This is a genomic window from Kitasatospora sp. NPDC057936, from assembly GCF_042887525.1.
Lineage (GTDB): Bacteria > Actinomycetota > Actinomycetes > Streptomycetales > Streptomycetaceae > Kitasatospora.
In genome coordinates this window covers 38,777-52,498 of sequence record NZ_JBHVPD010000035.1, presented here as the reverse complement: position 1 = coordinate 52,498, position 13,722 = coordinate 38,777, and the positions used below count along the sequence as shown (strand labels likewise).

11 protein-coding genes are annotated in these 13,722 nt (G+C 73.5%); 7 read left to right on the top strand and 4 right to left on the bottom strand.

Annotation, left to right across the window (positions count from 1 at the left end; translation table 11 throughout):
• The first annotated feature begins 52 nt into the window (after positions 1 to 52).
• Both ACFVU9_RS19895 and ACFVU9_RS19890 read left to right on the top strand, forming a co-directional pair.
• Positions 53 to 2,053 (top strand): AAA family ATPase, encoded by a 2,001-nt coding sequence (locus tag ACFVU9_RS19895; RefSeq protein ID WP_387594886.1) that lies wholly within the window; start codon positions 53 to 55, stop codon positions 2,051 to 2,053.
• A 136-nt stretch (positions 2,054 to 2,189) separates the two neighbouring features.
• Positions 2,190 to 3,422, top strand: a complete 1,233-nt coding sequence (locus ACFVU9_RS19890) for an alpha/beta hydrolase family protein (protein WP_387594884.1) — start codon at positions 2,190 to 2,192, stop codon at positions 3,420 to 3,422.
• Between the two features lie 5 nt (positions 3,423 to 3,427).
• Here ACFVU9_RS19890 and ACFVU9_RS19885 read toward each other — a convergent pair whose 3' ends face one another.
• The gene (locus ACFVU9_RS19885) at positions 3,428 to 4,171 is read right to left on the bottom strand and encodes a FadR/GntR family transcriptional regulator (protein ID WP_380437767.1); all 744 of its coding nucleotides are present in this window, start codon (positions 4,169 to 4,171) and stop codon (positions 3,428 to 3,430) included.
• Between the two features lie 219 nt (positions 4,172 to 4,390).
• On the opposite strand from ACFVU9_RS19885, the gene ACFVU9_RS19880 reads away from it, so the two are divergent.
• From ACFVU9_RS19880 to ACFVU9_RS19860, 5 genes are read left to right on the top strand one after another with little or no spacing between them, the layout of a single operon-like run.
• The gene (locus ACFVU9_RS19880; protein ID WP_387594882.1) at positions 4,391 to 5,974 is read left to right on the top strand and encodes an amino acid permease; all 1,584 of its coding nucleotides are present in this window, start codon (positions 4,391 to 4,393) and stop codon (positions 5,972 to 5,974) included.
• Complete coding sequence (locus ACFVU9_RS19875) at positions 5,971 to 7,329, top strand: glutamine synthetase family protein (protein ID WP_387594879.1); 1,359 nt, start codon at positions 5,971 to 5,973, stop codon at positions 7,327 to 7,329. The genes ACFVU9_RS19880 and ACFVU9_RS19875 overlap by 4 nt, the downstream gene beginning before the upstream one ends.
• Entirely contained in the window at positions 7,326 to 8,039 is a 714-nt protein-coding gene (locus ACFVU9_RS19870) for a gamma-glutamyl-gamma-aminobutyrate hydrolase family protein (protein ID WP_380500315.1), read from the top strand. The genes ACFVU9_RS19875 and ACFVU9_RS19870 overlap by 4 nt, the downstream gene beginning before the upstream one ends.
• Positions 8,036 to 9,409 (top strand): aldehyde dehydrogenase family protein, encoded by a 1,374-nt coding sequence (locus ACFVU9_RS19865; RefSeq protein ID WP_387594876.1) that lies wholly within the window; start codon positions 8,036 to 8,038, stop codon positions 9,407 to 9,409. The genes ACFVU9_RS19870 and ACFVU9_RS19865 overlap by 4 nt, the downstream gene beginning before the upstream one ends.
• Before the next feature lie 5 nt (positions 9,410 to 9,414).
• Positions 9,415 to 10,182: a 3-oxoacyl-ACP reductase gene (locus ACFVU9_RS19860; RefSeq protein ID WP_030557237.1), complete on the top strand. Its 768-nt coding sequence runs from the start codon at positions 9,415 to 9,417 to the stop codon at positions 10,180 to 10,182.
• A gap of 61 nt (positions 10,183 to 10,243) precedes the next feature.
• Here the strand turns inward: ACFVU9_RS19860 and ACFVU9_RS19855 are convergent, their stop codons facing one another.
• Genes ACFVU9_RS19855 through ACFVU9_RS19845 form a run of 3 tightly spaced genes read right to left on the bottom strand, consistent with a single transcriptional unit; the run spans position 10,244 to position 13,622 of the window.
• Positions 10,244 to 11,608, bottom strand: a complete 1,365-nt coding sequence (locus ACFVU9_RS19855; RefSeq protein WP_387594872.1) for a carotenoid oxygenase family protein — start codon at positions 11,606 to 11,608, stop codon at positions 10,244 to 10,246.
• A gap of 53 nt (positions 11,609 to 11,661) precedes the next feature.
• Positions 11,662 to 12,102 (bottom strand): SRPBCC family protein, encoded by a 441-nt coding sequence (locus tag ACFVU9_RS19850; protein WP_387594869.1) that lies wholly within the window; start codon positions 12,100 to 12,102, stop codon positions 11,662 to 11,664.
• A 32-nt stretch (positions 12,103 to 12,134) separates the two neighbouring features.
• Positions 12,135 to 13,622, bottom strand: a complete 1,488-nt coding sequence (locus ACFVU9_RS19845) for an MFS transporter (RefSeq protein ID WP_387594866.1) — start codon at positions 13,620 to 13,622, stop codon at positions 12,135 to 12,137.
• Positions 13,623 to 13,722 lie beyond the last annotated feature (100 nt).

Genomic DNA, 13,722 nt, shown 5'->3' with positions numbered 1-13,722 from the left:
TTGCGTCTGGTTGGATGGGCGGCTGAAACCGGAGGGAAGGGGAGCCGCCGTGGTGTCCGTGGGGGAGAGGCTCAGCAGCGCGCGCGTCCGGGCGTTCATAGGCCGGGACGAGCAACTGGAGCGCTTCGGCGACGCTCTGGCCGGGCGGCCGCAGGCGCCGTTCGCCTTCTACGTGGTCGGACCGGGCGGCATCGGGAAGTCGACGTTGCTGCGGCGCCTGGCGGACGACGCCCGCGCGGAGGGACGGCCGCTCGTCGAGCTCGACGGCCGCTTCGTCAGCCGGGACCCGGCCGACTTCGAGCGTGCGGCCGCCGCGTTCCTGGACGTCCCCGGCACGGTGCTGTTCGTGGACTCCTTCGAGCACTGCCAGTGGCTGGAGAGCTGGCTGTGGCACCACTTCCTGCCGCGCGCCGCGGACGACGCCCTGGTCGTGCTGGCCGGCCGGCTCGCGCCGCAGCCGCAGTGGGCCGCCGACCCCGCCTGGTCCGGGCTCCTGCACGTGACCGAGCTGGAGCCGTTCTCTGAGGAGCAGGCCCGCGGCCTGCTCGTGGCGGCGCGGATCCGCCCGGAACTGCGGGACCGCGTGCTGCGCTTCGCCGGGGGCAACCCGCTGGCGCTGTCCCTCGCGGCGGCCGCGGGATCGGCGGGCTGCGGCCGGGAGGAGATCTGGGCCCCCTCGGCGGACGTCCTGCGCACCCTGCTGACCGGCCTGATCGGCGAGGTGCCCACCGCCGCCCACCGGCGCGCCCTGGAGGTGGCGGCCCAGGCCTTCTCGACCTCGGAGGAGCTCCTCACCGCGGTGCTGCCCGAGGAGGACGCCCACGTCCTCTTCTCCTGGCTGAGGGACCTGCCGTTCATGGAGTCCACGCACCAGGGGCTCCATCCCCACGACGCCGCACGCGAGACGCTGGCCGCCGACCTGCGCTGGCGGGCGCCCAACGCCTTCGCGACGATGCGCCGGCGCCTCGCGGACGAGTACCTGCGGATCCTGCGCGAGGAACCCGAGGAGCGGGCGTGGACCGTCACCGACGAGCTCTTCTACCTCTTCCGGGAGGGCAAGGCCCTGGCACGGCTGCGGACCTGGGACCGCGAGGACGAGGTGCACGACCGCCCGCTGCACCCGGAGGACCTGGCCGTCGTGCTGCGCATGGCGGAGGAGGCCGAGGGCACCGCCTCCGCCGACCTGGTCCGCTACTGGGCGCAGCGCCAGCCGGAGGCCTTCAGCGTCTACCGCCTGGTCGGCACGGGCCGCGTCGCGGCGTTCACGGCCCGGCTCGCCCTGCCCGCCCCGCCCGACCCCGAGGACCTGGCCACCGATCCCGTCGTCGCCGCGGCGTGGGCGCACACCGAGACCGCCGTGCCGGTGCGCCCGGGCGAGCACATCGGGATCAGCCGCTTCACGGTCTACCCGGAGCGCTACCAGGTCCCGTCGCGCGTCATCGACCTGAGCAGTTCCCGCGCCCAGGCGGAGTCCGCCCGCGCCCGCGGCCGTGCGTACGGCTTCGCCGTCTGGCGGGACGCCGAGACGTGGGCCGAGCGCGTCAAGGGGACCCTCGCCGACACCGGTGCGCGGCCGCGCGTCGGTGAGCACACCTACGGGGTGTTCGGCGTCGACTGGCGCCAGGTGCCCGTGGAGGCCTGGCTCCAGCGCTTCATCACGGCCACCGACGAGCCCGTCTCGTCGGGACCGTCGCCCGTCTCGCGCTCCGCGTTCGACCAGGCCGTGCGCGAGGCGCTGACGCACTGGCGCGACCCGGGCGCCTTCGCCGCCTGCGCGCTGATGCGGGCCCGTCTCGCGGCCGACCTCGCCGATCCCGTCGCGGAGTTGCGCGCGCTGCTGCGCCGGTCCGTCGACGACCTCGCGCGGGACCCGCGCGGCGTGCGGGCCCGGGACGCCCTGACGGCGGGCTACTTCTCCGGCGCGCCCACCCAGGAGGCCGCCGCCCGCCGCCTCGGCCTGCCCTTCGGCACCTACCGGCGCCACCTGCGCCAGGGCCTGGACCTGCTCGGCGAGGCCCTGTGGCAGCGGGAGTTGCACGGCCCGACGCCGTAGGGGTGGACACGCCCGGGCAGGAGTGGACAGCCACCGCCCCCGCCCGGCCTGGAGAGTGGACACCGCCGCGCCCGAGGCTGTGGATCCCCGGGGCGCCAGGACGCGCCCCGGCGATCCGCTACTCCGAGGAGCGACCATGAAGCCCCTGCTGTTCCCGAACGACGTGCAGTTCTGGTACGAGACCCTCCGCTCGTTCGGCCACATCGCCTACGGCGGTGCCGACTTCGGCGAGGTCGTGTCGACGAGCGCCCGCATCGTGGAGGGCGACTACGGCAGCTGGCACGACGAGTGGCTGGCCACCGCCGACCGGGTGGCCGGCGAGGCCGGGCGGGCGCTGGCGGCGGGCCACCGGGTCAGCGCCAGGGACGGGTTCCTGCGGGCGTCGAACTACTACCGCTCGGCCGAGTTCTTCCTGCACGGCAATCCGTGCGACCCCCGCCACGACCACGCCTACGACCGCAGCGTCGAGTGCTTCCACGCCGCGGCCGGGCTGTTCACCCCGCGCATCGAGCCGGTCCGCATCCCGTACGAGGGCACCACCCTGCCCGGCTACCTCTACCGGGCCGACGACTCCGGGGCGCCCGGGCCCACCGTGATCATGCACAACGGCTTCGACGGCACGGCCGAGGAGATGCACTACTTCGGCGCGATGGCCGGCGTCGAGCGCGGCTACACCGTGCTCGTCTTCGACGGACCGGGGCAGCCCGGGCCGCTCCACCACGACGGACTGGTCTTCCGCCCCGACTGGGAGAACGTCGTCGGCCCCGTGCTCGACTTCGCGCTGACCCTGCCGGAGGTCGACGGCGAGCGCGTCGCGCTGCTCGGCAACAGCATGGGCGGCCTGCTCGCCCCGAGGGCGGCGGCGTTCGAGCACCGGCTGGCCGCCGTGATCGCCCTCGACGGGGTCTACGACCTCGGCGAGGCCGTGACGAAGTCCGTGCCCGGCGACCGGGCCGTCGCCGAACGGCGGCTGCGCGCCCTCTCCGATCCCGAACTCGACTTCCGGTTCGGCCGGTTGATGGCCGACGACCCGGTGATGCGCTGGGCGCTGAACCACGGCATGTACGTGATGGGGGCCGACACCCCGCGCGCCTTCGGCGCCGCCTACCTCGACCACCACCTCCGCGACGGCATCGCCGAGCGGATCGCGTGCCCCACCCTGGTCTGCGAGGCCGCCGACGACCTGTTCTTCGCCGGGCAGGCCCGGCAGCTGTACGACCACCTCACCTGCCCGAAGACGCTGATCGAGTTCACCACGGAGGAGGGCGCCGACGCGCACTGCCAGGCGGGAGCCCAGCGGCTCGCCCTCGCGCGGATCTACGACTGGCTGGACGACACACTGCACCACCGGTCCGCGGCGGCGTCGTAGCGGCCTCAGGCCAGGAAGCCGCGCAGCAGCGCCGCCGTCGCGGCGAGGTGCTCCTCGGTGGCGCGGCGGGCGCCGTCGCCGTCGCCGTCGAGGATCGCCCGCACCATCGCCCGGTGCTGCTCGGCGGCGTGCTCGATGTTGCGGTCCAGCATGGGGATCGCGTTGAGCAGGTCGTTGAGCCGCATCCGGGCCTCGGCGATGGCCGCGGCGAGGGTGGGGGAGCCGGTGAGCTCGCCGATGGCGAGGTGGAAGCGCGAGTCCAGCTGGCGGTACTGCTCCGCCGGCGCCCCCTCCAGCTCCTCCAGCCGGCTCTCCAGGTGGGCCCGCTGCTCGGGGGAGAGGGGGCGCCGGGCGGCGGCCTCGGCGGCGCCGACCTCCAGGACCTGGCGGTAGGTCAGCGCGTCCTCCAGCGCGCCGCCGAGGTCACGGGCCGCGCGGCGCAGGTCGTCGACGTCCGGTTCGGGCATCCGGTAGGTGACGAAGGTGCCGCCGTAGCGGCCGCGGCGGGGTTCGACGCAGTCGGCCTGCTGGAGCGTGCGGAGCGCCTCGCGCAGGGTGTCGCGGCTGACGCCGAGCCGGGCGGCGAGGTCGCGTTCGGCGGGCAGCCGGTCGCCGGGGCCGAAGACGCCGAGCTTGATCGCCTGGAGCAGCCGTTCGACGGTCTCCTCGAAGGCGTTGCCGGTCCGCACCGGGCGGAAGATCGCCCCGGCCTGCCAGTCGAGCCGCGCCCGCTCACGTGTTTCGTCCACGTCCACGCCGGAATCGTACCTACGAACGGGATTCCTGTACTCGTTCCCGTCCCACTCTTGACGCGGCCCCCGTCCAGCCGGAACGATGCTGCTCACCCACCCAATGGACTGATTCCAGACCATTGAAGAGCCGTCCGACCGTCGAACCCGCCGGGGCGACCGCGCCACGCCGTCGTGGCCGCGCGCACCCCGGCACACCCTCAACCCCCAGGGGTGCCCATGACCGACGCACGCTCACCCGACCACCCTGGCCCCGCCGTGTTTCCGGTGGACTCCTCCCCCGTTTCCGCCGACGAACAACGCCTCCGCGAGCTGGGCTACACCCAGGAGCTGGCCCGCTCGATGTCGGGCTTCTCCAACTTCGCCGTCTCCTTCTCCATCGTCTCGATCCTCTCCGGCTGCCTCACCCTGTACGGGACGGGGATGAAGACCGGCGGCCCGGCCCTGATCATCTGGGGCTGGCCGGTGGTCGGCCTGCTGACCCTCTGCGTCGGCCTCGCGATGGCCGAGATCTGCTCCAGCTACCCGACGGCCGGCGGGCTCTACTACTGGTCCGCCAAGCTGAGTCGAACGAGCGGCCCGGCCTGGAGCTGGTTCACCGGCTGGTTCAACTTCCTCGGCCAGGTCGCGGTGACCGCCAGCGTCGACTACGGCGCCGCCTTCTTCACCAACGCGTTCCTCGACCTCCGCTTCGGCGTCGCGGCCACCCCCGCGCACACCATGGAGATCTTCGCGGTCATCCTGGTGGTGCACGGCCTGCTCAACACCTTCGGGGTGCGCCTGGTCGCCCTCCTCAACAGCGTGTCCGTGTGGTGGCACCTGGTCGGCGTCGCGATCATCGTCGGCGCGCTCGCGTTCCTCCCCGAGCGGCACGCCTCCGTGTCCTTCGTCCTCACCGAGTTCGTCAACCAGACCGGGTTCCACAACCAGTTCTACGTCGCGATGCTCGGCCTGCTGATGGCCCAGTACACCCTCACCGGCTACGACGCCTCCGCGCACATGACCGAGGAGACCCAGGACGCCGCCCGCTCCGGCCCGCGCGGCATCGTCAACGCCATCACCGTCTCCCTGGTCGCCGGCTGGATCCTGCTGCTCGGCATCACCTTCGCGATCCGCGACTACGACGGCGCGCTCAACAGCGACACCCAGGTCCCGCCCGCGCAGATCTTCATCGACGCGATCGGCTCCGGCGGCGCCCAGTTCCTGCTGCTCATCGTCATCGGCGCCCAGTTCTTCTGCGGCATGGCCTCCGTCACCGCCAACTCCCGCATGATCTACGCCTTCTCCCGCGACGGCGCGCTGCCCGGCTCCCGCCTGTGGCACCGCATCTCCCCACGCACCCAGACCCCGACCAATGCGGTCTGGCTGGCCACCGGCGGCGCCCTGCTGCTCGGACTGCCCGCGCTCTGGAACAACACCGCCTACACGGCCGTGACCTCGATCTCCGTCATCGGCCTCTACATCTCCTACGTCATCCCGGTGTACCTGCGGCTGCGCCAGGGCGAGGACTTCCCGCGCGGCCCCTGGCACCTGGGCCGCTGGAGCCGGCCGATAGGCGTCGTCGCCGTCGCCTGGACGGCGGTGATCACCGTCCTGTTCATGCTGCCCACCGCCAGTCCGATCGACGCCGAGAGCTTCAACTACACCCCCGTCGCCGTGGCCGTCGTGGTCGGCTTCGCCGGCCTCTGGTGGCTGGCCTCCGCCCGGCACTGGTTCACCGGGCCCCACGTCGGCGCCGCCCCGACCGCACCGTCCACGCCGTCCACGCCCGACGCCCCGGACACCGAACTGGAGACCCGATGACCACCCCCCGGCTCACCCTCGACGAGCTGCGCACCCGCGTCGCCGACGGGTCCGTCGACACCGTCGTGCTCGCCATGACCGACATGCAGGGGCGCCTCCAGGGCAAACGCGTCGCCGCCGAGTACTTCCTCGACGACGTCGTGCCCGGCGCCGCCGAGGGCTGCGGCTACCTGCTGGCCGTCGACGTCGACATGAACACCGTCGACGGGTACGAGATCTCCTCCTGGGAGAACGGCTACGGCGACCTGACGCTGCGCCCCGACCTCGCCACCCTGCGGTCCGTCCCCTGGCACCCCGCCACCGTCATGGTCCAGTGCGACGTCGTCCACCACGACGGCACCCCGGTCGCCGTCTCCCCGCGCCAGGTCCTCCAGCGCCAGCTGGACCGCCTGGCCGGCTACGGCTGGGAGGCCCAGGCCGCCACCGAGCTGGAGTTCATCGTCTTCCGGGACAGCTACGAACAGGCCTGGGACAAGGACTACACCCGGCTCACCCCGGCCAACCAGTACAACGTCGACTACTCCATCCTCGGCACCGGACGCATCGAACCCCTCCTGCGCCGCCTGCGCAACGGCATGGCCGGCGCCGGCCTCACCGTCGAGTCCGCCAAGGGCGAGTGCAACCTCGGCCAGCACGAGATCGCCTTCAAGTACGCCGACGCCCTCACCACCTGCGACAACCACGCCGTCTACAAGACCGGCGCCAAGGAGATCGCCGCCCAGGAGGGCTGCAGCCTCACGTTCATGGCGAAGTACGACGAACGCGAGGGCAACTCCTGCCACATCCACCTGAGCCTGCGCGACGAGCAGGGCGCCCCCGTGTTCGCCGGCGACCGCCCGCACGGCTTCTCCCGCACCATGGAGCACTTCCTCGCGGGCCAGCTCGCCTGCCTCGCCGACTTCGCCCTGCTGTTCGCCCCCACCGTCAACTCCTACAAGCGCTACGTCCCCGGCAGCTTCGCGCCCACCGCCATCGCCTGGGGCCGCGACAACCGCACCTGCGCCCTGCGCGTCGTCGGCCACGGCCCGTCGCTGCGCTTCGAGAACCGCGTCCCCGGCGGCGACGTCAACCCCTACCTCGCGGTCGCCGCCCTGATCGCCGCCGGACTGCACGGCGTCGAGCAACAGCTCGAACTCCAGCCGGAGTTCACCGGCAACGCGTACGCCTCCGACGCGCCCCGGGTGCCCGCCACCCTGCGCGACGCGGTCGACGCCTTCGAGCGCAGCGCCGTCGCCACCGAGGCCTTCGGCAAGGACGTCGTCCGGCACTACACCCACGCCGGGCGCACCGAACTCGCCTCCTACGAGCGGGCGGTGACCGACTGGGAGCGGCGCCGCGGATTCGAGCGGCTGTGACCCACGACGACCGCCGGCGACCCCTCATCGGCATCAGCAGCTACCAGGACGACGCCGCCTGGTCCGTCTGGAACCAGCGCGCCTCCCTCGTGCCCCAGACGTACGTCGACGCCGTCGTCCGTGCGGGCGGCACCCCGGTGCTCCTGCCGCCGCAGCCAGGCGGCGCCGGCCACCTGCTCGACGCCCTCGACGGACTCGTCCTCGCCGGCGGACCGGACGTCGACCCGGCCCGCTACGCGGCGACCCCCGACCCGCGCACCGGCCCGCCCCACCACGCCCGCGACGACTGGGAGAGCCGGCTCCTCGGCGCCGCCCTCGCCCGGGACCTGCCGCTGCTCGGCGTCTGCCGCGGCATGCAGTTGCTCAACGTCGAACTCGGCGGCACCCTCGTCCAGCACCTGCCCGACGACAGCCACCAGATCGTCCCCGCCCGCTTCGTCCGCCACCGCGTCGGCCTCGCGGACGGCAGCCGGCTCGCCGCCGTCCTCGGGCCCGCCACCGAGGTCTCCTGCTACCACCACCAGGCCGTCGACCGGCTCGGCAGCGGCCTTCAGGCCACCGCGCACAGTGCCGATGGCACAGTCGAGGCGCTCGAACTCACCGGCCACCGCTTCGCCCTGGGCGTCCAGTGGCACCCCGAGACCGACCCCGACGACCTGCGCCTGTTCCACGCGTTCATCACCGCCAGCCAGAGGGAGACCGCCCGATGACCGATCCTGACCTCTTCGAGGTCGTCAACCCCGCCACCGAGGAGGTGATCACCACCGTCGAACTGGCCGGCCTCGCCGAGACCGACGCCGCCGTCGCCCGCGCCCGCGCCGCCTTCGACACCTGGCGCCGGGTGGCCCCCGCCGACCGCGCCCGGCTGCTGCGCGCCTTCGCCGCCGCCGTCGACGCCGACCGCGAGCACCTCGCCGCCCTGGAGGTCGCCAACGCCGGCCACACCATCGGCAACGCGCACTGGGAGGCGGGCAACGCGCGGGACGTCATCGAGTACTACGCCGCCGCCCCCGAGCGCCTGTTCGGCCGGCAGATCCCCGTCGCCGGCGGCATCGACGTCACCTTCCAGGAGCCGATCGGCGTCGTCGGCGTCATCGTGCCCTGGAACTTCCCCATGCCGATCGCCGCCTGGGCCCTCGCCCCGGCGCTCGCCGCCGGCAACACCGTCATCGTCAAACCGGCCGAGCTCACCCCGCTCACCGCGCTGCGCCTCGGCGAACTCGCCCTGGCGGCCGGGATCCCCGAGGGCGTGCTCCAGGTCCTGCCCGGCCGCGGCCCGGTCGTCGGACAGCGCTTCGTCACCCACCCCGACGTGCGCAAGGTCGTGTTCACCGGCTCGACCAGGGTCGGCAAGGAGATCATGGCGGGCTGCGCCGCCCAGGTGAAGCCCGTCACCCTCGAACTCGGCGGCAAGAGTGCCAACATCGTCTTCGCCGACGCCGACCTCGCCAAGGCCGCCGCGACCGCGCCCTACGCCGTGTTCGACAACGCCGGCCAGGACTGCTGCGCCCGCTCCCGGATCCTCGTCGAGGCCTCCGTGTTCGACGACTTCCTGGCGCTCCTGGAGCCCGCCGTCCGCGGCGTGCGGGTCGGCGACCCGACCGACGAGAAGACCGAGATGGGCCCGCTGATCTCGGCCGCCCACCGCGAGCGGGTCTCCTCGTACGTCCCGGACGCGTCGGCCGTCGCCTTCCGCGGCAGCGCCCCCGACGGGCCCGGCTTCTGGTACCCGCCGACCGTCCTCGCGCCCGTGCGGCACGACGACCGCGCCTTCACCGAGGAGATCTTCGGCCCGGTCGTCGCCGTCGTCCCGTTCCGCGACGAGGAGGACGCCCTGCGCATCGCCAACGCCACCGAGTACGGCCTGTCCGGCTCCATCTGGACCCGGGACCTCGGCCGCGCCCTGCGGGTCTCGCGCGGCGTCGACGCCGGCAACCTCTCCGTCAACTCGCACTCCTCGGTGCGCTACACCACGCCGTTCGGCGGCTTCAAGCAGTCCGGCCTCGGCCGCGAGCTCGGCCCGGACGCCCTCGACGCCTTCACCCAGACCAAGAACGTCTTCATCTCCACGGAGGAATGATCAGCATGACCCAGCGACTCGACGGCCGCGTGGCCGTCATCACCGGCGCCGGCAGCGGCATCGGCCTGGCGACCGCCCGCCGCTTCGCCGCCGAGGGCGCGAAGGTGGTCTGCGTCGACCTCGACCCCGAGACCGGCGCCAAGGCCGCCAACGAGGTCGGCGGCCTGTTCATCCAGGCCGACGTCACCGACGAGGCCGCGGTGCGCGACCTCTTCCAGCGGGCCGTCGACGAGTACGGCCGCCTCGACATCACCTTCAACAACGCGGGCATCTCCCCGCCGGACGACGACTCCATCCTCACCACCGGCCTGGAGGCCTGGAAGCGCGTCCAGGAGGTCAACCTCACCAGCGTCTACCTGTGCTGCAAGTACGCGATCCCGCACATGCAGCGCCAGGGCAAGGGCTCGATCATCAACACGGCGTCGTTCGTCGCCGTGATGGGCGCGGCCACCTCGCAGATCTCCTACAGCGCCTCCAAGGGCGGCGTGCTGGCCATGTCCCGCGAGCTGGGCGTGCAGTTCGCCCGCGAGGGAATCCGCGTCAACGCCCTGTGCCCCGGGCCGGTGAACACCCCGCTGCTGCAGGAGCTCTTCGCCAAGGACCCGGAGCGGGCCGCCCGCCGCCTGGTCCACATCCCCCTGGGCCGCTTCGCCGAGCCCGAGGAGATCGCCGCCGCGGTGGCCTTCCTCGCCTCCGACGACTCCTCCTTCATGACCGCCAACACCTTCCTCGTCGACGGCGGCATCTCCGGCGCGTACGTGACGCCGCAGTAGCCCCGCCGACACCGCCGGCGCGCCCGCCCCCTGCCGTGGGGGAGGGCGCGCCGGCGGCGTTTCAGGCGTCCGAGCCGTCGAGGGCGGTGTCGGGGATCCAGGAGCCGTGGATGCCCGCGGTCACCCGGCGGGGGAGGTGGACGGCGGCGACCCGGTCCAGGCCGGCCGCGTCGAGGACGAGGAGTTGCGAGGCGTCCTGCTTGAGGTCGGAGACGACGGTGAGCAGGTAGCCGTCGTCCTCGTGGACGGCGCCGGCCGCGGGGACGAAGACGGCCTCGCTGGGCAGGCGGGCGTCGCCGACCCGATGGATGCGGCGGGCGCCGGTGGTGCGGTCGTACTTGACCACGCCGTAGCCGCCGTAGCCCTTCTCGTCGGGGAAGGAGACGGCGTACTGGTAGCGGTTCTCGACCCCGAGGTAGTCCTCGTTGAGGGTCGGGAACTCCACCGGGAGGTCGTCGACGATCCGCTCGTCGACGCTGCCCGCCGCCAGGTCGATCACCCAACGGCGGGTGTAGGAGCGGGCGTTGGGCTCGGTGCCGCGCCCGGGGGCGCCGACCCACCAGTTCCAGGAGAGCCGGAAGCCCTCGCGGTCGACGGTCGGGCCCTCCAGGACGATGCGGCCCTGGCCGTCCTCGTAGGCGTTGGCGACGTGCAGCATGTTGCCCGGCTCGATGGAGAACCAGCGGATGTGCCGCGTGCCGTCCTCCCCGCGCGGCATGACGCCGATCCGGGCGGGCTGGGTGTCGCTCCAGCCGTAGGGGATGCCGGAATGCTCGTCCGGGTCGAAGGTGACGTTGCCCTCGATGAAGACCACGTGCCGGCGGGTGACGGCGAAGTCGTGCTTGAGCGAGGCGGTCGCGCCCGGGATCTCGGTGCTGCGGACGATCCGGCCCTCGGCATCGGCGACGTGGTAGACGAGGAAGGGCGGGAACGGCGAGGACCCGAAGAAGTGGAGCTCGCCCGTCACCGGGTCCTGCTTGGGGTGGGCCGTCATCGCGGTTCGCAGCTTGCCGTCGAAGTCGAAGGCGCCGACCGTCTCCAGCTCCCGGGTGAGCTCGAAGGGCAGGTTCGCCTCGCACAGGGCGAGCAGCCGGCCGGCGTGCTCGATGACGTGCGTGCCGGCGGTGCTGGCGGCCAGGTCGGGGCCGTGCTCGGTCAGGTACGGGGCGCCGTCGAGCGCGGGGGTGCGGACCCAGCGGTTGCGGTACCACTCGGCACGGCCCTCGCGCAGGCGGACGCCGTGGACCATGCCGCTGCCCTTGAACCAGTGGGCGGGGGTGACGCCGGGCTTGGGGTTGTGGCTGTTGCGCAGCAGCCGACCGGTCAGCTCGGGGGGCAGAGCGCCCTCGACGGTGAGTTCGGTGGCGGTGATCTCGTCGGCGACGGGGGTGTAGTGGCCGAGCAGGTAGGGCTTGTCGGTGGTCATGGAAGGGGCCTTTCTCGTCAGGGTGTGGTGCGTTGTCAGGGTGTGCGGCGTTGTCAGGCGGACTGCTCGGCGCGGGCCTTGAGGCGGGAGAGCCAGTCCACCAGGGAGTCGTGGAGGGCGTTGCGGAGCTGGTCGGCGGCGGCCTCGACCGGGGCGCCGCCCCAGGACTCCTCGGTGCGGACGGTGACGTGGTCGCCGTCCTGCTCGAACGTCCAGACGTGGATGCCGTCGATGCCGTTCGCGGGGCCGCCCCACACGATCCTTTCGCCGGGGGTGAGTTCGAGGACGGTGGAGGCGATGTCCAGGCCGTGGGTCCGCCAGCGGAAGGTGCTGCCGGGCGCCAGCGGGCCGTCGGGTGCGGCCCGATCGACGTCCGCGTTCCAGGCAGGCCAGGCCGCGATGTCGGTGTGGACGTCCCAGACCGTCGCGAGCGGGGCGTCGATGGTGGTGCTCAGGCGGACGATGACGGGGGCGGTCTCGTCGATGGTGGCCATGGGTGGCTTCCTTCCTCGATGACGGGTGTTGTTCAGTAGGGACGGGAGGTTCGCAGGGTGCGTGGTTCGGCGGCCGGACGTGCGGGCTCGACGGCGATGCGCGGCCCGGTGCAGCGGGCGAGGAGCAGTGCGAGGACGGCCGTCGCGGCCAGGACGGCGGCCGAGACCGTGAAGGCGGCCCGGTAGCCGGCCGTGAGGGCTTCCAGGTGCGGCGCGTGGGCGGAGGCGCGGCCGGTGACGGAGCCGGCGAGGGTGGCCAGGGCGGCGAGGCCGATCGCGCCGCCGACCTGGCGGGTGGTGTTCACCAACCCGCCGGCCAGGCCCGCGTCCTGCGGCGGGAGGCCGTCCACGGCGAACGCGGTGAGCTGGACGAAGGCGACGCTCAGGCCGAGGCCGACCAGGACGCTCGGCACGAGGACGTCGGCGAGGTAGCTCCCGTCGGCGCTGATCCGGGACAGCCAGAGCAGGCCCGCGGCTTCGGTGAGGAGGGCCGCGGTCACGGTCGCGGTGGCGCCGATCCGCCGGGAGATGCGCGGGGCGAGCGTGGAGCCGAGCATGTTGGCAGCGGCGAGCGGGAGTTGGCCCGCGCCGGTGGCCAGGGGGCCGGAGCCGAGGACCTGCTGCTGGTAGAGCGGCAGGAAGAAGAAGAGGGCGATCCAGACGGACCCGAGCAGGGCCATCAGCAGGTTGCCCGCGGCGACGCGGCCGGTGGCGAACAGGCGCGGCGGGATCAGCGCGTTCGGGCGGCGCCGCTCGATCACGGCGAAGGCCGCGAACAGCACGGCGGCGGAGCCGAGGGCGGCCAGCACCCGGCCGTCCGTCCAGCCGGCGCCCCGCGCGGTGGTGAGTCCCCAGACCAGGCAGGTCAGGGCGAGGGTGACGGTGGTCGTGCCCAGCAGGTCGAACGCGCCGCCGCCGCGGCCGGCGGCGCGGGGGAGGAGGGCCGCGACGGCGACCAGGACGGCGACCGTCCCGAGCGCGACGGCGTGGAAGATCCACGGCCAGCCCCACGCCTGGGTGAGCGCACCGCCCACCAGCACGCCGCCCGCCCCGCCCGCGCCGGAGACCGCGCCCCACACCCCCAGCGCCCGGCCGCGCGCGGGGCCGGGCGGGTACAGGTCCATGGCCAGGGCGAGCGCGGCCGGGGCGATGGCGGCGGCGCCCAGGCCCTGGACCACGCGTGCCGCGATCAGCACGCCCGGGGAGGCGGCCAGTCCCGCTGCCAGGGAGGCGCCCGCGAACAGCGCGAGGCCGGCGGTCAGCACCCGGCGGCGGCCGAGCAGATCGGCCGCCCGTCCGCCCGCCAGGAGGAGCGCGCCGAACGCCAGGCCGTAGGCATTGACCACCCACGTGGTGCCGCCGTCGGACAGGCCGACCCCGGCGCGGATCTGCGGCAGCGCGACGTTCACGATCGAGGTCGCGACCATGACGGTGAACTGCGCGGCGGCGAGCACCGTGAGCACGGCCGCCGGCCGGGGGCCGGGCGTCGGCGGCCCCGGCTGAGTGCGGTGGAGGTTCATGCCGCACAGACTCGTGCGGGCCGCTGTCCACTATCCAGGCCCGGCAGGAGCGGCGACTGTCCACTCCTGTCCGGGCCTGTCCGGTCGGGTCGGCGGCCGG

What these genes read in the sequence shown, in the direction of transcription:
- ACFVU9_RS19890 (WP_387594884.1), top strand. Translation starts at nt 2,190, where the DNA reads ATGAAGCCCCTGCTGTTCCCGAACGACGTGCAGTTCTGGTACGAGACC.
- ACFVU9_RS19880 (WP_387594882.1), top strand. Translation starts at nt 4,391, where the DNA reads ATGACCGACGCACGCTCACCCGACCACCCTGGCCCCGCCGTGTTTCCG.
- ACFVU9_RS19875 (WP_387594879.1), top strand. Translation starts at nt 5,971, where the DNA reads ATGACCACCCCCCGGCTCACCCTCGACGAGCTGCGCACCCGCGTCGCC.
- ACFVU9_RS19865 (WP_387594876.1), top strand. Translation starts at nt 8,036, where the DNA reads ATGACCGATCCTGACCTCTTCGAGGTCGTCAACCCCGCCACCGAGGAG.
- ACFVU9_RS19860 (WP_030557237.1), top strand. Translation starts at nt 9,415, where the DNA reads ATGACCCAGCGACTCGACGGCCGCGTGGCCGTCATCACCGGCGCCGGC.
- ACFVU9_RS19855 (WP_387594872.1), bottom strand. Translation starts at nt 11,608, where the DNA reads ATGACCACCGACAAGCCCTACCTGCTCGGCCACTACACCCCCGTCGCC.
- ACFVU9_RS19850 (WP_387594869.1), bottom strand. Translation starts at nt 12,102, where the DNA reads ATGGCCACCATCGACGAGACCGCCCCCGTCATCGTCCGCCTGAGCACC.
- ACFVU9_RS19845 (WP_387594866.1), bottom strand. Translation starts at nt 13,622, where the DNA reads ATGAACCTCCACCGCACTCAGCCGGGGCCGCCGACGCCCGGCCCCCGG.